General features: G+C 64.2%; 21 protein-coding genes, 8 pseudogenes and 1 other annotated feature. Of the genes and pseudogenes, 15 read left to right on the forward strand and 14 right to left on the reverse strand.

The window, feature by feature from the left end:
* Positions 1 to 72 precede the first annotated feature (72 nt).
* The 6 genes and pseudogenes from LG388_RS11800 to LG388_RS11825 all read left to right on the forward strand — a co-directional run.
* The gene (locus LG388_RS11800; protein WP_009618210.1) at positions 73 to 372 is read left to right on the forward strand and encodes a type II toxin-antitoxin system RelB/DinJ family antitoxin; all 300 of its coding nucleotides are present in this window, start codon (positions 73 to 75) and stop codon (positions 370 to 372) included.
* Positions 359 to 646 carry a type II toxin-antitoxin system RelE/ParE family toxin gene (locus LG388_RS11805; RefSeq protein ID WP_009618209.1) on the forward strand — a complete coding sequence of 96 codons (288 nt, stop codon included), beginning with the start codon at positions 359 to 361 and terminating at the stop codon, positions 644 to 646. The genes LG388_RS11800 and LG388_RS11805 overlap by 14 nt, the downstream gene beginning before the upstream one ends.
* 28 nt (positions 647 to 674) lie before the next feature.
* Positions 675 to 866, forward strand: a complete 192-nt coding sequence (locus LG388_RS11810; protein ID WP_009618207.1) for a hypothetical protein — start codon at positions 675 to 677, stop codon at positions 864 to 866.
* A gap of 123 nt (positions 867 to 989) precedes the next feature.
* A pseudogene (locus tag LG388_RS11815) lies at positions 990 to 1,367 on the forward strand (PFL_4669 family integrating conjugative element protein); the annotation flags it as partial.
* A gap of 62 nt (positions 1,368 to 1,429) precedes the next feature.
* Positions 1,430 to 2,613 (forward strand): IS3 family transposase gene (locus tag LG388_RS11820; RefSeq protein ID WP_225783007.1). Its coding sequence is split into 2 segments (ribosomal slippage): positions 1,430 to 1,721 and positions 1,721 to 2,613, totalling 1,185 coding nucleotides; the frame shifts between segments, so codons are not numbered across the junction.
* A 28-nt stretch (positions 2,614 to 2,641) separates the two neighbouring features.
* Positions 2,642 to 3,003, forward strand: a pseudogene (locus tag LG388_RS11825) (IS3 family transposase); the annotation flags it as partial.
* A gap of 84 nt (positions 3,004 to 3,087) precedes the next feature.
* Here the strand turns inward: LG388_RS11825 and LG388_RS11830 are convergent.
* The 4 genes and pseudogenes from LG388_RS11830 to LG388_RS11845 all read right to left on the reverse strand — a co-directional run.
* Positions 3,088 to 4,313, reverse strand: a protein-coding gene (locus LG388_RS11830; RefSeq protein ID WP_225781283.1) for an IS3 family transposase whose coding sequence is annotated in 2 segments (ribosomal slippage) — positions 3,088 to 4,025 and positions 4,025 to 4,313 — 1,227 coding nt in all. Because the reading frame shifts where the segments join, the coding sequence is not laid out codon by codon here.
* Positions 3,919 to 4,035: a sequence feature (AL1L pseudoknot), on the reverse strand. Its footprint overlaps the gene before it by 117 nt.
* Positions 4,314 to 4,880: 567 nt before the next feature.
* Positions 4,881 to 5,789, reverse strand: coding sequence for a LysR family transcriptional regulator (locus tag LG388_RS11835; RefSeq protein ID WP_003141085.1), 909 nt, complete (start codon positions 5,787 to 5,789; stop codon positions 4,881 to 4,883).
* A gap of 232 nt (positions 5,790 to 6,021) precedes the next feature.
* Positions 6,022 to 7,176: a S1C family serine protease gene (locus tag LG388_RS11840; protein ID WP_094868207.1), complete on the reverse strand. Its 1,155-nt coding sequence runs from the start codon at positions 7,174 to 7,176 to the stop codon at positions 6,022 to 6,024.
* A gap of 23 nt (positions 7,177 to 7,199) precedes the next feature.
* Positions 7,200 to 7,577: pseudogene (locus LG388_RS11845) on the reverse strand (M48 family metalloprotease); the annotation flags it as partial.
* Between the two features lie 55 nt (positions 7,578 to 7,632).
* Here LG388_RS11845 and LG388_RS11850 point away from each other — a divergent pair.
* A complete protein-coding gene (locus LG388_RS11850; protein ID WP_225783008.1) occupies positions 7,633 to 8,667 on the forward strand; it encodes an IS630 family transposase in 1,035 nt (344 codons plus the stop codon).
* A gap of 2 nt (positions 8,668 to 8,669) precedes the next feature.
* Here LG388_RS11850 and LG388_RS11855 read toward each other — a convergent pair.
* From LG388_RS11855 to LG388_RS11890, 8 genes and pseudogenes are all read right to left on the reverse strand, one after another.
* Positions 8,670 to 9,281 (reverse strand): annotated as a pseudogene (locus LG388_RS11855) (M48 family metalloprotease); the annotation flags it as partial.
* Positions 9,282 to 9,288: 7 nt separating this feature from the next.
* Positions 9,289 to 9,759 (reverse strand): phosphate-starvation-inducible PsiE family protein, encoded by a 471-nt coding sequence (locus LG388_RS11860; protein ID WP_225783009.1) that lies wholly within the window; start codon positions 9,757 to 9,759, stop codon positions 9,289 to 9,291.
* 75 nt (positions 9,760 to 9,834) lie between these two features.
* The gene (gene trxC, locus LG388_RS11865; protein ID WP_009238721.1) at positions 9,835 to 10,275 is read right to left on the reverse strand and encodes a thioredoxin TrxC; all 441 of its coding nucleotides are present in this window, start codon (positions 10,273 to 10,275) and stop codon (positions 9,835 to 9,837) included.
* Positions 10,272 to 12,155 carry an ATP-dependent zinc metalloprotease FtsH gene (gene ftsH / locus LG388_RS11870; protein ID WP_225783010.1) on the reverse strand — a complete coding sequence of 628 codons (1,884 nt, stop codon included), beginning with the start codon at positions 12,153 to 12,155 and terminating at the stop codon, positions 10,272 to 10,274. The genes trxC and ftsH overlap by 4 nt, the downstream gene beginning before the upstream one ends.
* A gap of 27 nt (positions 12,156 to 12,182) precedes the next feature.
* Positions 12,183 to 13,613, reverse strand: coding sequence for a cardiolipin synthase (gene cls, locus LG388_RS11875; protein WP_225783011.1), 1,431 nt, complete (start codon positions 13,611 to 13,613; stop codon positions 12,183 to 12,185).
* A gap of 17 nt (positions 13,614 to 13,630) precedes the next feature.
* On the reverse strand, positions 13,631 to 16,480 hold the full coding sequence (gene clpK, locus LG388_RS11880) for a heat shock survival AAA family ATPase ClpK (RefSeq protein ID WP_225783012.1): 2,850 nt from the start codon (positions 16,478 to 16,480) through the stop codon (positions 13,631 to 13,633).
* A 93-nt stretch (positions 16,481 to 16,573) separates the two neighbouring features.
* Positions 16,574 to 17,143, reverse strand: coding sequence for an Hsp20/alpha crystallin family protein (locus tag LG388_RS11885; protein ID WP_024973321.1), 570 nt, complete (start codon positions 17,141 to 17,143; stop codon positions 16,574 to 16,576).
* A 35-nt stretch (positions 17,144 to 17,178) separates the two neighbouring features.
* Entirely contained in the window at positions 17,179 to 17,460 is a 282-nt protein-coding gene (locus LG388_RS11890; protein ID WP_012761384.1) for a helix-turn-helix domain-containing protein, read from the reverse strand.
* A 284-nt stretch (positions 17,461 to 17,744) separates the two neighbouring features.
* Between LG388_RS11890 and LG388_RS11895 the strand changes: the two are divergent.
* Positions 17,745 to 18,038 (forward strand): annotated as a pseudogene (locus LG388_RS11895) (IS110 family transposase); the annotation flags it as partial.
* Positions 18,039 to 18,159: 121 nt separating this feature from the next.
* On the opposite strand, the pseudogene LG388_RS11900 reads toward LG388_RS11895, so the two are convergent.
* Positions 18,160 to 18,589 (reverse strand): annotated as a pseudogene (locus LG388_RS11900) (IS66 family transposase); the annotation flags it as partial.
* A 139-nt stretch (positions 18,590 to 18,728) separates the two neighbouring features.
* On the opposite strand from LG388_RS11900, the pseudogene LG388_RS11905 reads away from it, so the two are divergent.
* Positions 18,729 to 19,016 (forward strand): annotated as a pseudogene (locus LG388_RS11905) (LysR family transcriptional regulator); the annotation flags it as partial.
* A gap of 25 nt (positions 19,017 to 19,041) precedes the next feature.
* On the opposite strand, the gene LG388_RS11910 reads toward LG388_RS11905, so the two are convergent.
* The gene (locus LG388_RS11910; protein ID WP_225783013.1) at positions 19,042 to 20,076 is read right to left on the reverse strand and encodes an IS630 family transposase; all 1,035 of its coding nucleotides are present in this window, start codon (positions 20,074 to 20,076) and stop codon (positions 19,042 to 19,044) included.
* A 68-nt stretch (positions 20,077 to 20,144) separates the two neighbouring features.
* Here LG388_RS11910 and LG388_RS11915 point away from each other — a divergent pair.
* The 6 genes and pseudogenes from LG388_RS11915 to LG388_RS11940 all read left to right on the forward strand — a co-directional run.
* Positions 20,145 to 20,753: pseudogene (locus LG388_RS11915) on the forward strand (LysR family substrate-binding domain-containing protein); the annotation flags it as partial.
* A gap of 539 nt (positions 20,754 to 21,292) precedes the next feature.
* Positions 21,293 to 22,051 carry a hypothetical protein gene (locus LG388_RS11920; protein ID WP_023123931.1) on the forward strand — a complete coding sequence of 253 codons (759 nt, stop codon included), beginning with the start codon at positions 21,293 to 21,295 and terminating at the stop codon, positions 22,049 to 22,051.
* A gap of 141 nt (positions 22,052 to 22,192) precedes the next feature.
* A complete protein-coding gene (locus LG388_RS11925) occupies positions 22,193 to 22,411 on the forward strand; it encodes an AlpA family transcriptional regulator (protein ID WP_003141069.1) in 219 nt (72 codons plus the stop codon).
* Positions 22,412 to 22,451: 40 nt separating this feature from the next.
* A complete protein-coding gene (locus LG388_RS11930) occupies positions 22,452 to 23,318 on the forward strand; it encodes a ParA family protein (RefSeq protein ID WP_033980500.1) in 867 nt (288 codons plus the stop codon).
* On the forward strand, positions 23,302 to 23,538 hold the full coding sequence (locus LG388_RS11935) for a hypothetical protein (RefSeq protein WP_033980481.1): 237 nt from the start codon (positions 23,302 to 23,304) through the stop codon (positions 23,536 to 23,538). Before LG388_RS11930 ends, LG388_RS11935 begins: the two co-directional genes overlap by 17 nt.
* The gene (locus LG388_RS11940) at positions 23,531 to 25,189 is read left to right on the forward strand and encodes a ParB family protein (RefSeq protein ID WP_003141065.1); all 1,659 of its coding nucleotides are present in this window, start codon (positions 23,531 to 23,533) and stop codon (positions 25,187 to 25,189) included. Before LG388_RS11935 ends, LG388_RS11940 begins: the two co-directional genes overlap by 8 nt.

A 25,189-nucleotide genomic window follows, 5' to 3' on the forward strand; every position in this document is an offset into this window, starting at 1 on the left:
TCCGGCCACACCATTGCCAAGGTCTCAATTGAGATACAAAATAGGGGCTAATGCATAACAGGAGAAGCAACGATGGCCGCACAGACTTCGATGCTGCACATCCGTGTGGACGATAAGCTCAAGGCCGATGCCGCCGAGAAGCTCGCCGGGGTCGGCCTCACCGTTTCGGACGCCGTGCGCATCCTGCTGACCCGTGTGGTCAAGGAAGGCGCGCTGCCGGCTGGCCTCACGGCCGACCCGGAGGCCTACGATGCCTGGTTCCGGGCGAAGGTCCAGGAGGCGCTGGCCGACACACGGCCGCCGGTGCCGCACCAGCAGGTCATGGACGAGGCGCAGGCCCTGATCGACAGGAAGCGGCGTGCGCGTACTTGAGTGGCGGGAAGCTGCCCGCGCCGACCTGCTGGCGATTGTTGACTACATCTCGGACGACAACCCCGATGCCGCGCAGCGGTTGAAGGACGACATCGAGGCCAAGGCCGCGAAGCTGCCGGAGCGCCCGAAGCTCTACCGGCCTGGCCGCGTGGCCGGCACGCGGGAGATGGTCGTGCGTGCGAACTACGTGGTGGTCTACATGGAGGACACCCGCGCGGTGTCCATCCTGCGCGTGTTGCACGCCGCGCAGCAGTGGCCGCCGGCACGGGAGTGAAGGCGGTTTTCCTCACTGGAGATTCACCATGAATGCCAAGGAGCCTGAAGCAGCCAAACTCAAGGCGCTGCAGGAAGCAGCTTGCATGGGCTGGGCCGACATCACCGCCGGCCGCCATGCCGATGTCGCCGACGGCCAACTCGAAGGTTTCATTGCACAGTTGGGACAGCAGGCGGCGCTTGCCGTCGCTACCCGCCGCGAGGCTATCCCCAGGGGATAGCTGGGACAGCCAGCCTTCCCGGCACGGACAAACCAGGCGCACGCCGATTGCGGTTTGTTGACTGACGGCCTTCCGGTCGGTGCCGATGCTGGCGACTCGTTCCGTTAATGCGAGTCGTCACCCATGGCCAATGAACCCCTGCAACTGAATCTCGGCTCGCTGCGCAGCGCGATGTCGCTGACGCTGCACACTCATCACGCTTCGCGCATCTGGCACGGCCGGGCGCCGACCGAGGGACGCGCCGGCATTATCGGTCTCAACGGCTTCATCAGCGCCATGAACAAGATGAAGCGCGGCGCCGAGCAGGACGATCCGTACTCCGATTTCTGGATGCTGCGTATCGAAGACAAGCTGGAGCAGACCAAGAGCACGCTGCAGGCGCTGCGCGAGCAGGTGGACCAGGCGCTGGCCGGTGTACCCCCGGCGCTGTCGCTGGGCGAGAACATGAACGTGCAGCCGGTGAAGCTGCCGCTGTTCGTGAATGCCCAACTCGGCTTCATTGACCTTGCCTCGATTTCACGTACAGCAAGAAGTTGGAAACTTCAAAGGTACGGAGAATCGAGATGAAAGAAGGCAGGCTGCCCAAGAGGCAGTACACACAGGAATTCAAGGCCGAGGCTATCAGGCTTGCGGCGTCGGTCGGCGGGCACGAGGCCGCGCGACGTCTTGGGGTGCCGGTGGCGACGTTGGGCAATTGGTCCAGAAAGGGCATTGCAGCGGCCGGCTCTGGCGGCGCGGCTGTGCCGCCCAGTGAGGGGCCCACTCGGCGCCCGGTGAGCGAACTGGAGGCAGAGAACAGCCGCCTGCGCAGAGAGTTGGCCGACGCGAAGCTGGACGTGGAAGTCCTTCGAAAAGCGACGGCGTACTTCGCCAGGGGGTCGCGATGAAGTACGCCTGGATCGATGAGCATCGCGACCAGTACACCGTCAGCCGGCTGTGCCGCGTGCTGCAGGTGTCCCGCAGCGGCTACTGCCAATGGCGCGTGCGCCCGCCCAGTGCCGGCACACTCGCGAACCAAGCTTTGGACGCAAAGGTGGCGGCCATCCACGATGCAAGCCGCCGAAGCTATGGCCGCCCTCGGATCGTCCACAAGCTGCGCCAGCAGGGCGAAGTCGTCAGCGCCGAGCGAGTGCGCAAGAGCCTGCGGCGCCAGGGCCTGCGCCCGGTGTACAGAAGGCCGTTCGTGGTGACCACCGACTCAGCACATTGCCTGCCGGTGGCGGCGAATCTGCTGGATCGGCGCTTCGACGGCTGGCAGTCTGATCAGGCGTGGGTGGCAGACATAACGTATGTGGCCACCGGCGAGGGCTGGCTGTATCTGGCGGCGGTGATGGACCTGGCTGGCCGGCGGATCGTGGGCTGGTCGATGTCCGAGACCATCGACGCCACGCTGGTGTGTACTGCCTTGAAGTCGTCCTGGTGGCAGCGCAAGCCGCCCAAGGGCCTGCTGGTACATAGCGACCGTGGGGCGCAATATGCGAGCGGACGCTACCGGGCGCTGGTCGCCGAGTTGGGCATCACGATGTCCATGAGCAGGAAGGCCAACGCTTGGGACAACGCGCCGATGGAAAGCTTCTTCAAGACGCTGAAGGTCGAGCGCATCTACCAGGTACGCTACGACACGCGGGCGCAGGCCAGGCTGGACATCGTCGACTGGATCGAGGGCTGGTACAACCGCCAGCGCTTGCACTCGGCTAACGGCTTCCTGCCCCCGGTGATCTGGGAGAGCACCAGCTTGGCTGCATGACTTGATGTACGTGAAAACGAGGCAAGGTCAGGCCAGCGAGGCCACGCGGCTGCGCGAGATCGAGTCGGAGAACGCCAAGCTCAAGAAGCTGCTGGCCGAGGCACACCTGCACATCGAAGCGCTGAAGGTGGGCTTCGGGGTAAAGCGCTGACCCCGCAGGCCAGGCGCGAAGCGGTCGCCAGGATGGTCGAGCAACTGGCCATCAGCGAACGCCGCGCCTGTCGCTATGCGGGGTTGTCACGAACAAGCTACCGGCAGCCGCCCAGGATGATTGCCGCCACGGCCGAGTTGAGCACGCGCATCGTCGAGCTGGCCCATGAGCGCCGACGCTTCGGCTACAGGCGCATTCACGATCTGCTGGCCCTGGAGGGGCGGCAAGTGAACCATAAGAGCTACTAACAAAACCATGTCATCATCGAGCGCTTGATTGGTGTTTGAACCGCCCCGGTTTTCGCGGAGGCTGGTTGGCTTGAGTCAGGCCGAGCTGGCCTGCTGCTCAAGATTGGGATAGTAGTTGGCCTCGAACTCGGCCGGCGGCACGTAGCCCAGCGGGGCCATCAGCCGATGGTTGTTGAACCATGACACCCACTCCAAGGTCGCTAACTCCACCGCCTCTCTGGTCTTCCAGGGCGCCCGGCGATGGATCAACTCGGCCTTGTACAACCCGTTGATCGTCTCGGCCAGAGCGTTGTCGTAGGAGTCACCCTTGCTGCCCACCGAGGGCTCGATGCCGGCCTCGGTCAACCGCTCGGTGTAGCGAATACTGACGTATTGCGACCCGCGGTCGCTGTGACACACGAGCGAGCCCTCCTGGCCGGGCTGGCGGGCGTACAGGGCCTGCTCCAGCGCGTCGAGCACGAAGTCCGTGCGCATGCTCGTGCTCACCCGCCAGCCCACGATGCGCCGCGAGAACACGTCGATCACGAAGGCCACGTACAGCCAGCCCTGCCAGGTGGACACGTACGTGAAGTCGCTCACCCACAGCTGATTGGGGCGCTGTGCACTGAACTGTCGGTTGACCAGGTCCTGCGGGCATGGCGCACGTGCATCGCCGATCGTGGTGCGCACCACCTTGCCGCGCACGACCCCACGCAGCCCCATGCGGCGCATCAGGCGCTCGACGGTGCAGCGCGCCACCGTGTGGCCTTCGCGTTGCAGTTGCCGCCAGACCTTGTCAGCGCCGTAGACCCGCAGGTTGGCCTGCCACACCCGTTCGATGTGGGCCATCAGTTCCTGGTCTCGCTGGGCTCGGCCGCTGAGCAAGGCCGCATCGCGCTGCCGGGCAGCGTGCCGTCGGTAGGCCGATGGGGCGATCTGCAGCAGCCTGCAGATCGGCTCGACCCCATGCCGCTGGCGGTGCCGGTCCACGAAGGCGTACATCACTTCAGCCGGCGGTCGAGCTCCGCCTGGGCGAAAAACGCGCTGGCCAGCTTGAGGATCTCGTTGGCGCGGCGAAGCTCGCGCACTTCGCGCTCCAGTTCCTTGACGCGCTTGGCCTCGGCCGTGGTCACGCCTTCGCGTTGACCCGTGTCACGCTCGTGCTGACGCACCCAGTTCAGCAGCGTCTGCGGCGTGCTGCCGATCTTGCCGGCGATCGATACAACCGCCGCCCATTGCGATTCGTGCTCCTCTCGGTGCTCGAACACCATGCGCACCGCACGCTCGCGAACCTCCGGCGAAAACTTCACTGACTTCCTCATGATGGCTCCATCTTCTCAAACGAGGGAGCCTCCGCGAAAACCGGGGCGGTTCAGAAACGTAGAGATAGAGGCCGTCGAAGTCGGCCAGTGCGTATGGCTTGCCGGTGGACTTGGCCTGCCGGGCCATGAGGTCTGAAAGCATGATCCCAACTCCATGAAAGCGAGTTGAGTGCCATGTTTCCCATCGGACCTCGGCTCCTCCAGCAACAATGCGGCAGGGGAAGTTCGCGCATTGTTTGGGCCACTTTTTGTACCAGTTTGGGCCGGCCGTCAGTGGATTTCGCTGGACGTCACTGGAACGGCTTTTCTAGAAAAGCCGAACCGTGACAATGACTTGCAACACTCCATGGACGTCCTTGGAACACCATGGAAAGCTGAAGTGGAGCGGGTGAAGGGAACATCATCGTGTTCCCAACTCGTTGATTGATAACGAGTTTTCCGCACTCGGCGAACCGAGATGGACATAATTATGGACTGAAAAACCACGCTTGGTCAACGCGCGCTCCGAGCAAGTCCAGTGCGAGCCATGGACAGCCAGCAGTAGCCAATGTACCCGAGCGCTCAACGTCACGAGGCCGGTTCATCTCCCTTTGGCAGGAACTCCTCGCGGGCGCGCTGCAGAAACCGCTTCATGGGCTCAGAGGGTTCGGCGCTGCGGCGCAGCAGGTAGGTGGACAGCATGGGCGGCGTGCCGGCCAAGGGGCGAACGGTTATGTCGGGGCGGTTCAGGGTCTGCACCTGCGAGGCAATGGCGAAACCTAGGCCATAACCGGCACCGACCAGAGTCAGCATCACGCCTAGGCTCGTCACCTGATCTACCAGCTTGAGCGGCTTGGACGCACCTTGAAGCACCGCCTGGATCTGGTGGTGGCAGCCCGATCCCGCGTCCGGATGGCACAGTACCAACGGAAACTTCAAGGCTTCATCCAATGGCACTTCCGCGTGCGCCAACAAGGGGTGGCGCACGGGCACGATCACCGACAGAGGATCGGTCCACACGGGCTCGGCGACAAGGCCTTCGCTCACCGCGTCCGACAGCGCAAAGCCGATGTCCAGCAGATCGTTGTGCAGGCCCTTGAGCTGCTGCGCGAAAGGCAGCTCGAAGACGCGAATCTCCAGTTCGGGCTCTTCCTCGCGGCTGCGCGCCAGCAAGGTGGCAATGTGGGGCTGCGCCAAGCTGTCGCAGATGGCGATGCGCAGATAACCCTGATAGCCCTGCGCCGCCGCCTTTGCGGCACTCACCGCCTGCTCCACGGTGGCCAGCACACGCCGGCACTCACCGAGGAACACTTGACCGGCCCAGGTCAGTCGCGTCTGGTGCGCGCTGCGGTCGAACAACTGCACGCCGAGCGTGGCTTCGAGATTGCGCATTGCGCGCGACACAGGCGATTGTTCTACGCCAAGGCGCTCGGCCGCTCGCGCGAAATGCAGTTCTTCCGCGACCGCAACGAAATAGCGCAGTAGTCTGAGTTCCAATGCGGCCTCCTGTTTGCCTCGTTCCTGGCCTGCGTCCACCTCAAGCGGATTGCGCCTCGCTTTCTCCTTCGATGATTGGCAAGAGGTTCCGGCGTTGCATGCTTGCCTATTCGGATAGGCAGATCGCATCCGAAAATTACGGAGGTTGAGGCGGAACGCTACCTGGCCGAAGACCTGAGAACCTCAATCACCGCGACGCTGCACTACCGCCTGATCCACAGGTTCAGTTCAATCAATTCCCGGGTTGCAGCTCCACACGCACCTCGCGCGATTTGCCGGCCCGTTCCACTGACAAGACCACCACATCGCCGACCTTCCTGTCGTCTAGCCGCGCGAGCAGCTTGGCCACATCGTCCGTCGCCTTGCCATCAACATCGATGATGCGGTCGCCCGGCACGATGCCTTGCGGCGTGACTTCGACACCCGCGAGGCCGGCCTTGTGCGCTGCCGAACCAGGGGTAACACGCAACACGAACACGCCCTTGCTTCCGGTCAGTGCAAGCAGGTGCTGATTGAGCTGTTCGTCCACCTCAATGCCCAGCGCCGGACGGATGTACTTACCGGTCTTGATGAGTTGCGGGACTACGCGCATGACGGTGTCCACCGGCACGGCGAAGCCGATCCCAGCCGATGCACCGGAAGGGCTGTAGATCGCTGTGTTGATGCCGATCAGGCGGCCGGCCGAATCGAGCAACGGCCCACCCGAGTTGCCGGGGTTGATAGCGGCATCGGTTTGAATCAGGTGTTCGATGGTCACTCCGCCAGATTCCCCGGGCAGCGATCGATCGAGCGCGGACACGATGCCGTTGGTGAGTGTCCAATCCAGGCCGAAGGGGTTGCCGATGGCGAACACCTTTTGTCCCACCTTGAGGTCTGCGCTGGTGCCGACCGGAACGGCGGGCGGGCGCTGGAAACCGACGCCGATTTTGAGCACCGCGATATCGTGGGCCGGACTCACGCCGACCAGCGCGGCTTGGTAATCGCGGCCGTCGGCCAGTTTGACAGTGGCCTCCGACGCCCCCTGAATCACATGAAAGTTGGTAACGACATGACCGGCGTCATCCCAGATGAAACCCGAACCCGTCCCGCGCGGCACGGAAAAGACGTTGCGCGTCCAGACATCTCGTACCAGTTGGGACGTCGTGATGTAGACCACCGATGCCCGGGATTTCTCGAACAGTTCGATGGTGGCCTTTTCATCAGCGGCCAGATCGCCACGCGGCGTGACGGTGCGCTCAGCGGCTTGGCGCGGGCTGAACCAGGCCTCGATGGCGGGCAGGAACTGCCAGAACAGCATGAGTGCGGCAACGCACGCAGTGATGAAGAGCCACCGCCGGACGAAATGATCCGGAGCTGGGCGTTGTGGGTAAGGATCGTGGTAAGCCATGGCGGGGGTTCCTTTCGAGTGATTTAGCGCCAAAGGCCGCTCAGGCCCCGGCGTGGCGGGCGCATCGGGGCGAACGACCTTGGCGCGAGATATTCCGTTTGGAACGGCAGGGCCTGCGATGGCTGAGGCGCCAACGCCATCAGGCGCGCGATACGATCCTCTGTCGCCGGATGCGTGCGCAACCAGGACGGTTCGGGATTCCCCCAGCCGGGCAACAACCAGGCTCGCCACGAGCGGCTCACCCGCTCGATCTTCGCCAGCGCCGAGGCGAGCCCGTGCGGATCTCCCGTCAGCTCTACTGCCATCCGGTCGGCATCGAACTCTCGCACACGTGACAGACCCAACTGTGCGAGCAGTGCCAGTTGCGGCGAAGCGGCCAACAACAGTAAGCCAATCCAGTTATTGATTCGGCCCTTGTGCACTTGAATTTATCTGCACCGCCCCCAACTCGGATTCATGCAAGCAACTGACATGAGATCGTTGAGCCACGAAGCGCGGCATGAGCGCCGGGTTCAGGTCATCCGGCTACGCAAGGCCGGCAACACCTACGACAAGATCGCCGCGCTCACCGGCCTGAGTCGCACAGGCGTCTTCAACATCTGCAAACGCCATGAGGCGCTCGGTGCCAAGGCGCTGCACGACGCCATTGGCGGGCGCAAGCTCGGCGAAAACCGCTTGCTCGACCCCGCCCAGGAGGCCCTGGTGCGCAAGCTCATCGCCGACAAGACGCCCGATCAGCTCAAGATGCCCTACGCGCTGTGGACCCGCGCCGCTGTGGCCCAACTCATCGAACAGCGCTTTGGGCTGCGACTGCAAGTGCGCACCATGGGCAAGTACCTGGCGCGCTGGGGCTTCACGCCGAAAAAGCCGATGAAGAAGGCCTACGAGCAGTCACCGGCGGCGGTCAAGAAGTGGCTCGACGAGGACTACCCCGCCATTGCCGCGCGGGCCAAGGCCGAGGGAGCCGAAATTCACTGGGGCGACGAGAGTGGACTGCGCAGCGACGATGTACGCGGCCGTGGTTTTGCGCCCAAGGGCCAGACGCCGGTGGTGCGGGTCAACAACAAGCGCCACAACCTGTCGGTCATCTCCACCGTGACCAACAAAGGGCAGATGCGCTGGCGCATCTTTGACGGGGCGCTCAACACCACAATCCTGATCGACTTCCTGCGCCGGCTGATCAAGGGACAGACCAAGAAGGTGTTCCTGATCCTGGACAACCTGCGGGTGCATCATGCCAAACCGGTCAAGGCCTGGCTGGCCGAGCATGCCGATGCCATCGAGGTGTTCTACCTACCGAGCTATAGCCCGGAGTTGAACCCGGATGAGATGGCCAATGCGGATATCAAGCAGGCGGTCACGAAGCTGGCACCGGCGCGAACGAAGCTGCAACTGGCCAAAGCCACAGCCAAGCACCTTCGCAGCGTGCAACGCCAGCCCGAGCGCATCCGCAAGTACTTCGAGCACGCCACGGTACGCTATGCGGCTTGAGTCAAGTTCATTGAGGCCGGATCAATAATTTCTGCTGCACCGACCAGCAAGGCTGGCATGCTGATCAGGAGCGCGACCTGACCCAACAACGCCAGCAGGTTCGTGAGCCGGCTGATCGAATCGGCCAAGCCCATGACACGAAGATCTTCTTGAGCGATGTGCGCGACTTCATGCGCCAGCACGGCTTGCAGTTCGCGCATACTCAGGCTGCGGAACAGGCCATCGGTGAGGGCAATGGAGGCAAGGCGCCTGGAGCCGGTGGCAAAGGCATTGACGATGTCGCTGGGCACATAGTACGGAACCGGCGTGTTCGGCAATCCTGCGCGAGCTGCGAGCGCTCGCAGCAACGACCAGATTGCGGGGGCTTCATCAGGGCGCAAGGGACGGGCGCCATACAGACGCAAGGTCATCGCGGAGGCGGCGACAGGTTCGATCAGCAGGGTCAATGCGCATGTTGCCAGTGCCAGCCAAAGGCCAATCTCGCCGAACAGCAGACTGCCAGCGGCAGCTGCGATCCCCACCAGGGTCAAAACCAGCAGCGCGGTTTGAAAGCGATTGAGCCAGCGGTGCCTCGACCTGGCATCGTGTCGGCCGACTAGACCATAGGGGGTCATGCCTCCATTACTCGCTCTTGCGGTCATCGCGTTCACGCATGAGCCAATAGGTCAGACCCAAGGCCAGTACCGTCCCCGCCAGCGCGGCCACTTTGGCAGGATCAACGTCGGGTTCTAGGATGATGAACTTGCGGGCCAGTGCCAGGATCGCGATCAGAATGACGGTCTTGACCTGGATGATGCTTTCCTTGCGCAGAGCCACTTTGACGATCGAATGCTTGAATTCCATGGCGATCAGCAGCGTCATGGTGGCACCGAACACCAGCTGGAAAACCTTATGATCCAGTGGATTCAGCGCATCCATGACGAGCAGTGTGAACACCAGCCGAATCAACTGAATCAGCGAAATCACAATTACCAACGCGATGACGCCCGAAAGCGTGATGGCAACGACCTGCTCGAAGCGCTCGTAAACCGTCATCAACCGCCACTGGGAGCGTATCTCGTCAAGGGCCGTGTGGCCAGATTCTTTATTCATAAGCGTTGCGCTCTCTCTTTCAATGAAACGTTAATGGAACGGAGAGTCCGAGAAGACGACTCGATCACACCTGAATCACCGGGGCAATTGCGAAGCCACCCAGCGCATAATGTCCTGCGCGCCCATGGCGCCCGCCTGACGTGCAACCTCATGTCCCCCTCGGAACAAAATCAGGGTTGGAATGCTGCGAATACCGAACTGGGCGGCCAGGTGAGGCTCGGCCTCGGTATTTACCTTGGCCAACCTCACCTTGGGTTCAAGCAGGGAGGCCGCCTGCTCGAACTGCGGCGCCATCATCTTGCACGGTCCGCACCACGGCGCCCAAAAGTCAACCAGCAGCGGCAGGTCACTGCGCTCCAGATGACGGGCGAAGGTCGCTGTGGTCAGATCAATGGGTTCTCCGGTGAACAGCGGGTGCTGGCACCGCCCGCAATTGGGCTTCTCTGCCAACTTGTTGGCTGGCACGCGATTGATGGATTGGCAGTGTGGGCAGACGATATGAATGCTGTCACTCATGAGGTGGCTCCTTGGGACACAGAGGAAGTAATGGCTCCAGCAGTTGGGCCGCCGTGACATGGGGATTCGAGCTGTAGCCCTTGCGTCAGTTGCCGGATGCTGTATTCATCCAGCGTTTCCCGTGCGAGCAGTTCGCGCGCGCATCGCTCCAGCACATCTCGGTTAATTTCGAGAATTCGGTATGCACGATCAAACACACCCATCACAATGTCACGGATGGCTTGGTCGATGCGTGTCTGAGTCGATTCGGCTACTCGGCAGCCACCCTGTGCCAGTTCAGGCGCATCAAGAAAACGCGGCCTCTGTGCCTCAAAAGCAACGTACCCCAAACCCTCATCCATGCCGAAGCGCGTAATCATGTCACGGGCGATGTCGGTGGCCCGCGCGAGATCGTCTGAAGCCCCTGTGGACAGCTCGCCAAACACGAGCTTCTCAGCCGCACGCCCTCCCAGGAGCACGGCGATCTTGTGCTCCAGGTCGGCACGTGTCATCAGAAATCGGTCTTCGGTGGGCCGCTGCAGGGTGTAGCCGAGTGCACCGATGCCACGCGGAACGATTGAAACCTTGTGTACTGGGTCGGTGCCTGGCAGCGCCAGCGCCACCAGCGCATGCCCCATCTCGTGATAGGCCACGGTTTCCCGCTCCTTGGGATTGAGCACTCGGTTCTTCTTCTCCAGGCCCGCCACGATGCGCTCGATGGCGGAGGTGAAATCCTGCAACTCCACGGCGGACGCTTTGCGCCGGGTCGCGGCCAGCGCGGCCTCGTTGACCAGGTTCGCGAGGTCTGCACCCGAAAAGCCCGTGGTCAGCGCAGCCACCTGTTCGAGATCGATATCCTGAGCCAGCGTCACCTTCTTGACGTGGACTTTCAGGATGTCCAGCCGTCCCTTCTTGTCGGGCCGGTCCACCAGCACCTGACGGTCGAAGCGACCGGCGCGCAGCAGCGCCTGGTCGAGGATTTCGGGGCGGTTGGTGGCGGCGAGGATGATCAGCCCGACCGAGCTGTCGAAGCCGTCCATCTCCGTGAGCAGCTGGTTGAGGGTCTGCTCGCGCTCGTCGTGGCCGCCGATGGGGCCGCCGACGCCGCGCGCGCGGCCCAGCGCATCGAGCTCGTCGATGAAGATGATGGCCGGCGCCTGCCCGCGGGCCTGCTCGAACAGGTCGCGCACGCGCGCTGCACCCACGCCGACGAACATCTCGACGAACTCCGAGCCTGAGATGGAAAAGAACGGTACCCCGGCCTCGCCCGCCACGGCCTTGGCCAGCAGGGTCTTGCCCGTGCCGGGCGGGCCAACCAGCAACACACCTTTCGGGATGCGCGCCCCGAGCCGTCCATACTCCTGCGGATTCTTGAGGAAATCGACGATCTCAACCAACTCCGCCTTGGCTTCATCGACGCCAGCGACATCGGCAAAGGTCACGCCAGTGTTCTTCTCCATGAATACCTTGGCACGGCTCTTGCCGATGCTCAGGAAGCCACCCATGCCCTGCTTCTCGGCGAAGCGGCGGAACAGGAAGAACCAGACGCCGAAGAAGGCCACCGCCGGCAGAATCCAGGAGAGCACATCACGTAGCCAGGTGCTTTCCACCACCCGCGCATAGGGCACGTCGTACTTGGACAGCCGCTCGGCCAGGTCGGGTTCGACACGGGTGGCCACGATGGTGGTCTTGCCCCGGCTGTCCGGCGATTTCAGGCGCCCGGTGACCGTGCGGTCCGACACCAGCACTTCGGCGACGCGCCCCTCGGCCAGCGCCTTCTCGAATTCGCTGTAGGGCACGGGCTCGACGGTCTTGGCCGCCTGCCAGTAGTTCTGCAGCGTCAGCAGCAACAGGCCGGCGACGATCCAGTAGCCAATGTTCCATTGATCTTTCTTTTCCATGGGCAATGTTCCTCGCAAGTCGTGTCGCTAGAGAATGGGGGTGAACAGACGGGCCACCCCGTCGCGCAAGCGGATGGCCAGCGGGCGGGCGCGCAACGCCTTCGCCGATATCTCGCCCGACGCATCACGAGCGGCATCAAAAAGGGATTCCAGCCGCGTAGACAGCGCGGTGTCGTACACCTCCACATTGAACTCGAAGTTGAGGCGCAGGCTGCGCGCATCCCAATTGGCAGAACCCAGGCAGCACCACTGGCCGTCTATCAGCATCAGCTTGCTGTGGTCGAACGGGCCAGGCCGTTCGAAGATGCGTACACCGTGCTCCAGCACCTGCCAGTAGTGGGCGCGCGCGGCCCATTGCACCGTGGGATGGTCGCCGTTTGCGGGCGTCAGCACCTCGACGCGCACGCCGCGCAACGCGGCCGTGCTCAGCGCCGCCATCATCGTCTGATCGGGCACGAAGTAAGGTGTCCAGATGCGCACCGAATGCTTCGCCGCGCTCAAAGCGCCCATGAAGGTCCAGCGCATCCTGTCCAGGGCCTCATCGGGACCGGCCTCGATGCCGCGCGCCCAAGAGGTTCCTTGCTCATCAGCCGTCGCGGGCGGTTCGCCCCAGAAACCCTTGCTGAGCCGCTCGCCCGTGGTATCGCACCAATCATCGGTGAAGCACCGCATCAGATGCGCAACCACCGGCCCGCGCAGACGAAAGTGCAAATCGTGACAGGCCTGCTCCGGCGCATCGGGCCGCCAATACGGGCTGAAGATGTTCATGCCGCCGGTGAAACCCGTCTCGCCATCGATCACCAGCAGCTTGCGGTGATTGCGCAGATGCGCGGCATGCAGGCGCGCGGGAATCAACGTCGGGTTGAACGTCGCCGCCGGAACGCCGGCGCGTTGCAAGGCGCGGTAGGCGCTGCGGGGCCTCCAGCGGGCATAGACGTCGTCGATCAGCACCCGCACTTGCACGCCGCGCTCATGAGCCCGGCGCAGCGCATCGACGAACTGCGCCCCGATGCCTTGGCTGTCGAAGATGTACGAAGCCAGCGCGACGCTGTGCCGCGCCGACTCGATGGCAGCGAGCATGGCCGGGTAGGCCTGCTCGCCATCGACGAGCGGCTCGATGCGGTTGCCGCTGGTCAGCGACTGGCCGGTGGCACGTCCCACCAGGTGCGCCAGGCCGGCAAACGGCGCCGATACGGCCTGGGGCATCGTAGGCGCGAGGTCCTGCCGAACAGCAGGATCTGCCCCCGGAAACAGCCGCCGCGCCCGCCGCTGGTAACGGTTGATGCCGAACAGCCCATACAGCAGCGAACCGCCCAGCGGCAACAGCGCGATCAGCAGCACCCACAGCGTGGCCGATCGAGGGTCACGCTTGTAGATGACCGCGTGCCCCGCTGTGGGGATAGCGACCGCCAGCGACACGAGGGTGGCTGCCCATGTCAGCCCGTTGGGGTCGGACACGACAGCCTCCCCATGACTCAAGATTCGCCGCCCGCTGACTTCTTCTTGCGCGCAGGCTTGCTCGCGTCGCTCGGCGGCGTCTCGGCCACGTTCGCGGCATCGGGCTTCTCAGGCTCGGCCGGCTTCGCGGGTGGCTCCTGGCGCTCGAAGACCACCCGTTCGGCCTTGTCGTCCCAGCGGGCGCTGGCGTGATCGGCCTTGCCGATACCGCCACCCAGCATCTCGCGCGCCAGAGCAGTTTCCAGCTCGCTGCGGATCAGCCGCTTGAGCTCACGCGCGCCGAACTCGGGCTTGTAGCCTTCCTCCGCGAAGTGGTCGATCAAGGTCTGATCGAAGGTCAGCGTCACGCCCTGGCTGGCGGCGTTGCGGGCCACACGATCGAGTTGCAGGCCGACGATATGGCGGATCTCCTCCTTGCCCAGCGCATGGAAGACGATGATCTCGTCGATGCGGTTGAGGAACTCGGGGCGGAAGTGTCCGCGCAGCACGTCCATCACCTCGGACTTGGTCTTCTCGTATTCCTCGCCGGCGGCGCCACGGGCCTTCAGCCGACGCTGGATGATGTCCGAGCCCAAGTTCGAGGTGGCGATGATGATGGTATTGGTGAAATCCACCACCCGGCCCTTGCCGTCGGTGAGCCGCCCGTCGTCGAACACCTGCAGCAGGATGTTGTAGACGTCGGGGTGAGCCTTCTCGATCTCGTCCAGCAGCAACACGCTGTAGGGTTTGCGCCGCACCTTCTCGGTGAGCTGGCCACCCTCGTCGTAGCCGACGTAACCCGGAGGCGCCCCCACCAGGCGTGCCACGGTATGGCGTTCCCCGTACTCGGACATGTCGATGCGCAGCAGCGCACCTTCATCGCCATAGATGGACTCGGCCAGCGCCTTGGCGAGCTCGGTCTTGCCCACGCCGGTCGGCCCGAGGAACAGAAAAGTCGCCACCGGCTTGCTGCCTTCGCGCAGGCCCGCGCGCGACAACCGCACGGCATCGGCCACCGCGCGCACTGCTTCGTCCTGGCCCACCAGGCGCTCGTGCAGCCGCTGCTCCAGATGCAGCAGCTTCTCGCGTTCTTCCACCGTCAGCTCGTTGACCGGAATGCCGGTCAGGCGCGAGACGATCTGCGCGACATGCTCGGCCTTGACTTCGGCGCTGCCCGAGGCGCGCTCGCGTTCCCATTCCTCGACGAGCTTCTTGAGTTCAGTCTCCTTGGCCTCGATGCGCTTGCCCAGCTCGGCGGCCTTGTCGTACTGCTTGCGCGAGGCCACATAGTCCTGCTCACGCCGCAGCTGGTGCAGTTCGGACTCCAGCTCTTGCACCGCCACCGGGCGGGCCGTGGCCGACAGCTTCACGCGTGCGGCCGCCTGGTCGAGCAGGTCGATGGCCTTGTCAGGCAAAAAGCGCGCGGTGATGTAGCGGTCCGACAACTCGGCGGCGGCGATGATCGCATCCTCGGTGATGCTGACCTTGTGGTGCGCCTCGAAGGTGTCGCGCAGGCCGCGCAGGATCATCATGGTCTGCGCTATCGTCGGCTCGGGCACCATCACCGGCTGGAAGCGACGCTCCAGCGCGGCGTCCTTCTCGATGTACTTCTGATACTCGTTGAGCGTGGTAGCGCCGATCAGGTTCAGTTCGCCGCGCGCCATCATCGGCTTGAACACGTTGGCCACGTCCAGCCCGCCTTCGCCGCCACCCTGGCCTGCACCGACGATGGTGTGCACCTCGTCGATGAAGAGAATCAGCTCGCCCTGGTGCTCGGTCACTTCCTTGAGCACCTTCTGCACGCGCTCCTCGAACTCGCCGCGGTACTTGGCGCCTGCCACCATGGCGTTGATGTTGAGTTCGACCAGACGCTTGTCGCGCAGCGTCTCGGGCACTTCGCCGGCGACCATGCGCTGCGCCAGCCCTTCGACGATGGCGGTCTTGCCGACGCCGGGCTCGCCGATCAGCACCGGGTTGTTCTTCTTGCGCCGGGCCAGCACTTCGATGGTCGTCTCGATCTCCTGCGCGCGGCCGATGACCGGATCGAGCTTGCCCTCGCGCGCCATCTTGGTGAGGTCGCGCGAATACTTGTCGAGTTCCGGCGTGTTGGTCGGCGTCTCGGCGCGGCCATCCTCGGCCCCTTTGCCGACCACCTTGCTTACCTGCTGGCGCAGCGCTTGCGGCGTGAGGCCGTAACGGCGCAGCAGGTTGGCCGCCAAACCTTCGCCTTCCTCGGCGAGCCCGATCAGGAAATGCTCCGGCCCGACATAAGAGTGGCCGAGTTCGTTGGAGGCCACGAAAGCACGGCTGAGCGCGTCCTTGACCCGGGGCGACACGCCGATCTCGCCCTCGAACGGCTTATCGCCGCGCTTGGCTTCGGATTCGATCTGGCGCTTGAGGTCATCGACCTTGATCTTGAACTGCCCCAGGATGGTCTTGACCACGTCGCTGTCGGATAGCGCCAGCAGCAGGTGTTCGGTATCGACTTCGGCGCGCCCGAACTCTGCAGCGTGTCGGGCGGCCTCCTGCAATAGGGCCTCGGACTGTTCGCTGATACGGCTGGCGAGCCCACTGCCGCGACGGCGCGCGGTGCCCGTACCGGCCGGGGCGGGTTCGCCGAACGAGGCATCGACGACCTCGTCGGTATCGGCCGCCATGGACGGTGCGTCGTCACCGATGCGGAAGAAGTCGCTGCCAAGGAAGTCTTCGAACAGCCCGCTGCGCGAGCCGAACAAGGCTTCCAGCGGTGAGACGGTGCGCTTTTGCTGGCGCACCAGTTGGCGATAGTGATCGTCACACAACAGCATGGTGCTGTGGCGACCATTGAGATTGGCTTCCACCCGCACCGTGGCGGGCTGGCCGCAGACTTGGCATTGTTTTCTGGCCATGCTGATGCTCCTGTAAAGATTGATCTGACGAGGCACCGCCGATCACGGTGCCTCATCTCTTTGTGGTTTTTGAGAAAAACGCGCTGCCCCGCGTCAGCCGTTGATCGGGATCGAGCGCCCCTGCTTGGGCGTACTGGCCTCGCGCTTTTCCATCGTGATCGTGAGCACGCCGTTCTTGAAAGCGGCCTTGATCGTGTCCTGGTTGGCATCGGCCGGCAGGTTCAGAGCGCGCTGAAAGCTGCCGTAGGAGCGCTCCACCCGGTGGAAACCGCCGTCTTTCGTTTCCTGCTCCTGACGCTTTTCACCGCGCACCAGCAGCACGTCGTTGTCGAGCGTGATCTGGATGTCTTTTTCCTCGACGCCGGGTACTTCCAGGGCGATCTTGTACTGCTTGTCGGTCTCCTGGATGTCCAGCGCCGGCTTCAGCATGCCCGGCCAGTCCGACGGCCAGCGTGGCATGGCCAGCGTCGGGAAACCGAAGCCTCGAAACGCGTCGTCGAACAGGCGGTCGATCTCGCGATGCAATTGCAGGATGGGACTGACGGGCCCACCCGCCACCGGCAGGTCATTGCGCTGCACCGGCAGCGAGGCAGTGCTCTGTTGTTCTTCCTGCTCCTTCTTGAACCAGTTCCAGGGAGCCAATTTCTTGAAATCAATGTCCATGTCACACCTCCAGAAGAAAAATTGAAGACTCTCGCTCACTCCGTTTGCCTGCGGCGACGGACAGCGCGCCCAGACGACACGGAGTGTTCCGCTGACTTTGGCTGCTCATCTGTGCGTATCACCTCCTTCTTTCTGCCTGCTTGGATCTGATCATTGATCCATCGATCGATTTCACTTTGACGAAACCGCCACGTCCCGCCGACCTTGAAGGCCGGAATCTCCCCGTGCGAGGCGAGCCGGTAAAGCGTCCGCTTGCCGACTTTCAAGTAGGCAGCCAACTCGTCGAGTGTGAAGATCGCCTGCTGGCGCGCTGTCATACCACCCCCACAAGTTCCGTCGTCACGCGGCCTCGCCTGAGGAAATTCTTGCAAGACTTTGCAAGATATTGCGCCTAACATGCCGAAAGTTAAGAGTCAACATCCAGCGATCTGCTGGCCGATTGATGTGACTCAATCGTAAGCAGCCAGGAAACAAATGTTGGCTGCCACCGCGATGGTGCTCCCCAAGTCATCAATCTGCAGCCATGTGAAAGGGGAAGTCCATGAACGAGATTGCCCGAGTCGGGGTGGATCTGGCCAAGCGGGTTATCTAGGTGCATGCGGTGGATGCGCGCGTGGCGGTTGCCAAGGCGCTGGCCGCTGACAAGTTTGCGGCCTGGTGCGCGGAGCTGCCTCCCGGCTGCCTGGTGGCCCTGGAGGCCTGCGGCGGTGCGCATCACTGGGCACGCAAGCTGCGCGGCTATGGGCTGGATGCGCGGCTGATTGCAGGCCACTTCGTCACGCCCTACCGCATGGCCGGCAAGGGACGCAAGAACGGTGCGGCCGATGCCGCAGCGATCTGCGAGGCGGCAACCCGCCCGCACATGCGCTTCGTGCCGGTGAAGCCGCCGGCGCAGACGCTGCTGGCCAGCCATCAGCTACGCAAACCTCCCGATTCACTCACGCAGCTTATTCCTGCTTGCCTAGGGACGACCATGTAAGCGGCAGATGGTCGGAGTCCTTTGCGACCAGCACCTACGCGAGCAGCCCGGAGGTGGGGATGCCCTTGGCGATGATCTCCGCCGGGACCGGCGCCTGGGTCAGCGTTCGGCACCTATGCGCAGGTCCACTTGCTGCGGATGTGGCACTCGACCGTGAACACGCCCGGCGTGTAGTCCAGCTTCTCGCTGATGCGCTTGAGCGCACAGCCGCACGCGCAGCGGGTGTTCTCGGGCTCGTGGTGGCAGTCCACGCGCGGCAGGTCCGCCGGCAAGGCGGTGCGCTTAGGCATCGCGCCAGGCTTAGCCGGCGGCTTCTTCTTGCCCAGCAGTTCCTGGAGCTGCGCCTCAGCCGCGGCAAGGTCGGCGTCCAGAGCCTCGTCGAACAGCGCGCGTTGTTCGGCATCGAGCTGCTCGCTCTTCTTGCCGAACTTCAGGCGTCGCAGCTGGGCGATCTCGAACGAGAGCTTCGCCGTAGGCGCTGACATGGGCGAAAAGCATCCGAGCATCACCCCCCAGGATGGCTCTCATCTCGATACAGAGGTGAATCCTCCGCACTATTCGGCTCCCTACGATGATATGGACTGATCACATCGGTAGGGAGAAAGCATGAACTTACGCCATCTTCGCTGCTTCATCGCCGTAGCCGAGGAACTGCACTTCGGCCGGGCTGCTCGACGGCTGCACATCGAACAGTCTCCACTGTCGCGCACGATCCGCCAGATGGAGGCGGATTTAGGGGTGCCGCTGCTCAACCGCTTGCCACGCAGTGTTCGTCTCACACCGGCGGGACAGGTCTTCCTCGAAGAAGCCCGGCGCGTACTGCTGGCCTTCGAGCAAGCGCAGACCAAGGCACGCGCCGCAGCGAACCAGCGGAACACGCTGCGCATCGCACTATTGATCCGGCCTCAATGAACTTGACTCAAGCCGCATAGCGTACCGTGGCGTGCTCGAAGTACTTGCGGATGCGCTCGGGCTGGCGTTGCACGCTGCGAAGGTGCTTGGCTGTGGCTTTGGCCAGTTGCAGCTTCGTTCGCGCCGGTGCCAGCTTCGTGACCGCCTGCTTGATATCCGCATTGGCCATCTCATCCGGGTTCAACTCCGGGCTATAGCTCGGTAGGTAGAACACCTCGATGGCATCGGCATGCTCGGCCAGCCAGGCCTTGACCGGTTTGGCATGATGCACCCGCAGGTTGTCCAGGATCAGGAACACCTTCTTGGTCTGTCCCTTGATCAGCCGGCGCAGGAAGTCGATCAGGATTGTGGTGTTGAGCGCCCCGTCAAAGATGCGCCAGCGCATCTGCCCTTTGTTGGTCACGGTGGAGATGACCGACAGGTTGTGGCGCTTGTTGTTGACCCGCACCACCGGCGTCTGGCCCTTGGGCGCAAAACCACGGCCGCGTACATCGTCGCTGCGCAGTCCACTCTCGTCGCCCCAGTGAATTTCGGCTCCCTCGGCCTTGGCCCGCGCGGCAATGGCGGGGCAGTCCTCGTCGAGCCACGTCTTGACCGCCGCCGGTGACTGCTCGTAGGCCTTCTTCATCGGCTTTTGCGGCGTGAAGCCCCAGCGCGCCAGGTACTTGCCCATGGTGCGCACTTGCAGTCGCAGCCCAAAGCGCTGTTCGATGAGTTGGGCCACAGCGGCGCGGGTCCACAGCGCGTAGGGCATCTTGAGCTGATCGGGCGTCTTGTCGGCGATGAGCTTGCGCACCAGGGCCTCCTGGGCGGGGTCGAGCAAGCGGTTTTCGCCGAGCTTGCGCCCGCCAATGGCGTCGTGCAGCGCCTTGGCACCGAGCGCCTCATGGCGTTTGCAGATGTTGAAGACGCCTGTGCGACTCAGGCCGGTGAGCGCGGCGATCTTGTCGTAGGTGTTGCCGGCCTTGCGTAGCCGGATGACCTGAACCCGGCGCTCATGCCGCGCTTCGTGGCTCAACGATCTCATGTCAGTTGCTTGCATGAATCCGAGTTGGGGGCGGTGCAGATAAATTCAAGTGCACAAGGGCCGAATCAATATCTGGTGACATGGGGCAGGCCCGCTTGTCGGCGTTGCTTGCGCTTTGCCGCGAGGAGGCACCACAGGTCGGCATTCGGATATTTGAAACGCCACTGGCGCAGTTGGTGACTGGACTGCGCAACGACTTGTATGACGCAGGTTTTGCATTGGCTGGTGAAATGGACGCCGGCATCGTCGCCATGCCGGTGTGGCGAGACCCGCTGGTGGTGGCTTTGCCCGCCAGGCATCCGCTGCTGGCTTTCAAGGAAGTGCCGCTGGAGGAAGTGGCGAGCTATCCGCTGGTGCTGTGCGATCCCCAGGTCTGCGAAGGTTGCAGCCGGCAGCGCGAACGGCTGCTCCGCACGGTGGATGCGCCGCCGACGGTAGCCGAGTACGTCAAGACCCATTCCCTGATGCTGGCCCTCGTGGCCGCCGGCTACGGCGTGGGCTTTTCGAGCGCGGCGCATCTGGCGGGTTGCCATCAGGCCGATGTCGTCGTGCGGCCGCTGGCCGACGAGACCGCTTCGCTGACGACCTATCTACTGCGACCCGAAGGCGAAATCATGGAGCCGCTGCGGCAGTTCATCGACCGCGTGGAGCGTGTCGGACGCCCGCAAGGCACCGATCAACGCCCGATGTGACGCGGGGATTTTGGACGGTACGATTCCCTTTCGGTCTGGACCTTGACCCGCATTGCATCGGCGGCCGACCTTTTGCGTCACGGGCATGGATGGCGAATCGGGCCTATCCACCCGGCATCAAGCAAGGCACCTTCAAGCTGTCGAGGTCACAGCAGTGACGCAGAACGCATGAGCCCTTGCTGGATGCAAACCGGCTCAGCCGGAAGTCGCATTGGCGCTTTACCCCGCCCGTATTCCTACGAAAACTTTGCCCTGGTTTTCCGGTAAAGCGCAGCATCCCTTCCTGATCGAACTTGGATGCGCGGCTTTTCAGACCGTTGCGCCGGTAACAAGATTTTTCGCAGGTGCATTATGGTTGAGGTGTAGCGGGCACCGCAAGGAGGTTTGCCCCCTGCGTAACGCTCGGCGACATCGCCGCACCCAACGTCCACCACGATGCCGACCGGCTCGCGCTTCATCGGGTTCTTTGGGCAATCGCTGCGCCCATGTGGGCCGCGCGCGCTTGCCATGTGTCGATCCGACGATGGGAAGAGCGCGATATGCCGAAATCGAGCAGCCACGCCTTTGGCGCAAAGACGTACTACCGACCGATCGAGGCGGCCGTCCGCTGGTGCGGTCTCCTGCGCTTCGAGCAGCGTATTCTGGAAGCGCTGGAGCAGCGTGCCATGCCGGAGCCCGGCGAATTCCCGCGCTGGCCGCTGCTGCGCCTGTATGCCGAGCGCATCTTCGACGCGCTGACGCATGGCGAATTGCTCGGTGGCAAGGCCGGCATCGTGCTGGACTCGCAGCGGCCGGCGCTCGACGACCCCGAGTTGACCGTGCGCCACGTGGACTTGAAAGCGTGGATGTCGCAGTTCTACCCCGGCGATCGGCCGGGGTTTTTGTTTGACGGCATCGAACGCGCGGTGCATCCGGCGGTGAGCGTGGACACGCTCAACATTCTGCTGGCCGATCGCGAAGCAGCGAAGTCGCAACTTGCCGAACTTGCCCTGGTGCATGAAACGCTGCGCACCGCGCACGAAGCACTGGCGAAGGAACATGCCACGCGCGCGGCCAACGACGAACAGGCGCGCGAGCCTGGCCTGCGCAGCGAGACGACTTACCTCAACATCATCGGCGGACTGCTGACGCTGCTGCTGGGCAATTCGCCGTCAGGCGCGGCCTATTCGTCGTTCCGCAGCATGGATGCCGTGGTCAGCGCGCTGATCGCACACCATGAGGGGCGGCCGGGTCTCAGCGAGCGGACGCTGTGGAGCAAGCTCGCGCAGGCGCGGCGCCACCTGGAGGCGTCGCGCTGACGACGCGGCCAGCATGATGCCGATGCGGCGCACTGCAATTGCAGTCGCTGCTTCTGCAATTGCAGTGATTTCGGCGACCGCGGTGTATTGAATACGAGGCACTTTCCGAACAGCGCCAGTGAGCGTCAAGGAGTGTCTCTCATGTCTTCGCAGACCACCGCGCCGGCAGTGCCGGCCGAGCACCGCATCCTGCGCCGCGCCGAGGTCGAAGCCAAGACCGGCTTCAAGCGCGCGCACATCTACAGCCTGATGAAGGAAGGCAAGTTCCCCAAGGCGCTGCGCCTGGGCGTGCGCGCGGTGGGCTGGGACTCGGTGGAGATCGAACAGTGGATCGCCGATCGCCTCAAAGAACGCGCCTGACGCTTCTTCTCGGTTCATGCCATTCGAGGAGGAGAAGCTCATGCAGGTGGTGTCCATCATTTCGACCAAGGGCGGCGTGGGCAAGACCACGACGGCGGCCAACCTGGGCGGCTTCATCGCCGATGCCGGGCTGCGCGTGCTGCTGCTGGATCTGGACGTGCAGCCCACGCTGTCGAGCTACTTCACGCTGGACGTGCGCGCGCCCGGCGGCATCTACGAGATGCTGGCCTTCAACGAACGGCGCATCGAGCAACTGGTGTCGCGCACCGCGATCGCGGGCCTGGACCTGGTGCTCTCCAACGACGACCGCGGCGAACTGAACACGCTGCTGCTGCACGCTCCGGATGGGCGCCTGCGACTGCGCCATTTGCTGCCCGTCTTCCGCACGCACTATGACCTGCTGTTGATCGACACCCAGGGCGCGCGCAGCGTGCTGCTGGAGATGGCTGTGCTGGCGTCCGACCTGGCGCTGTCACCGGTGACGCCGGAGATTCTGGCCGCGCGCGAACTGCGCCGCGGCACACTGCAACTGATCGAGGACATCGCGCCGTATCGCCACCTGGGCATCGAGCCGCCGCCGCTGCGCCTGCTCATCAACCGTGTGCATCCGGTGTCGTCGAACGCGCGGCTGGTCCAGCAGGCGCTGCGACAGGTGTTCCAGGAACAGGCCGGCGTGCAGGTGCTGGACACCGACGTGCCGGCCATCGAAGCCTATCCGCGCGCTGCGACACGAGGATTGCCGGTGCATCGGGTGGAGTACCGGCGGCCAGCTGGGCGCACGGCGCCCGCGGCGCTGGACACCATGCGCACGCTGGCCGGCGAGCTGTTCCCCGCGTGGCGGGAGTGCTTCGCGCTGGTCACCGGCCGGGCCGATGCGGGAGGGGCCGGCCATGGCGAGCGCGCATGAACTGGCGCGCGGCCGCGAACGGCTGCGCGCGCTGATCGAGTTCGCGCTGGGCGAAGGCTGGCGCGTGGTGCGCACGTCCGGCGGGCACCTGAAATTCACGAAGCAAGGCTGCGCGTCGATCTACACCAGCTCGACGGCGAGCGACCACCGTGCTGACCGCAATGCCCGCGCGCAACTTCGCCGCGCCGACCGGCAGGCGCAGGAGAACAGCCGTGGCTGAGCTGACGCCGCAGGACATGGCTGCCAAGCTGCTGGCCACCGGCTTCGAGCGCAGCGGCCCTTCGGCCGCGACCTTGAGCGACCCCATCGCCGACACGCCGATGGTGGTGACGCTGGACCAGTTGCGGCCCTACGACCACGACCCGCGCGTGACGCGCAACCCGGCCTATGCGGAGATCAAGGCGTCCATCCGCGAACGTGGGCTGGACGCGCCCCCCGCGATCACGCGCAGGCCGGGCGAGGCGCACTACATCATTCGCAACGGCGGCAACACGCGGCTGGCGATCCTGCGCGAGTTGTGGAGCGAGACCAAGGAGGAACGCTTCTTCCGGATTGCGTGCCTGTTCCGCCCGTGGCCGGCGCGCGGCGAGATCGTGGCGCTGACCGGGCATCTGGCCGAGAACGAGCTGCGCGGCGGCCTGACCTTCATCGAGCGGGCGTTGGGCATCGAGAAGGCGCGCGAGTTCTACGAGCAGGAAAGCGGCCAGGCGCTGTCGCAGAGCGAACTCGCGCGGCGGCTGACTGCCGACGGTTATCCGGTGCCGCAGTCACACATCAGCCGCATGAACGATGCGGTGCGCTATCTGCTGCCGGCGATCCCGACGCTGTTGTACGGCGGATTGGGCCGGCATCAGGTGGACCGGCTCGCGGTGCTGCGCAAGGCGTGCGAGCGCACCTGGGAGCGGCGTGCGCTGGGCCGCACCGTGGCCATGGACTTCGCCACCTTGTTTCAGGACGTGCTGACGCAGTTCGACACACAGCCGGACGATTTCTCGCCGCAGCGGGTGCAGGACGAGCTGGTGGGCCAGATGGCCGAGCTGCTGGAGGTGGACTACGACACGCTGGCGCTGGAGATCAACGACAGCGAAAGCCGCCAGCGTGCGCTGACCAGCGAACCAGCGGTGCCGACGCCACCGGCAGCGCCTGTCGTGCCTGCTGCTCCTCCCCCGCCGGTCTCCACGCCTCAGCAGCCACCCGCCTCGTCTGTGCCGCGCGACGCCACGCCGGTCGCGCCTCCGGCGCCAGCAGCAACACCGCCTGCACCGACCGGAGCGCCGGAGGAACAGTACGGGCAACGCGACGAGCGTCTGCAAGGGCACATCGTGACACCGGCACCGACCACCGAGCGCCTGCTGTCCATCCAACGGATGGTCGCGGACCAGCTCGGCGACAAGCTGCCCGACTTCGAGGCCGACGCGCTGCGTGCGATCCCCGTGCAGGCTGGCGGGCTCTATCCCATCTCGGACGTCTGGTATATCGAGCCGGGGCTGGACGCGCCGGATCGCCTGCGCGTGCACATCGCGCAGTTCGCGCGCGAGATCGGCGAGGAAGCGGCGGTCGCCGACCACATCGAGGCCAGCGTCGGCGGCATCGGCTTCGTCTGCGTGGCACCGGCCGTGGGCCAGGCGAAGGCGCTGCCGGCGTTCGCGCGGGCGGTGCTGACCCTGCTGCATGTGCTGAGTGCGGCTCCGCCCTCCGCGAACGGATTGGACCGCGCGCGGCTGGCCGACGAGCTGGCGGCGCTGCTGCATGGCCACGGCGGCTCGGCCACACGCCTGAGCGATGCTGCGCTGGTGAAGCTGTTCCGTCTGCTGCGCCTGGCGCGCCGGCTGCTGGATCTGGAAGCCGGCGTAGCGAGCCAGGATTCCTGA

The organism is Xenophilus sp. Marseille-Q4582 (assembly GCF_916700565.1).
Taxonomy (GTDB): domain Bacteria; phylum Pseudomonadota; class Gammaproteobacteria; order Burkholderiales; family Burkholderiaceae_C; genus Xenophilus.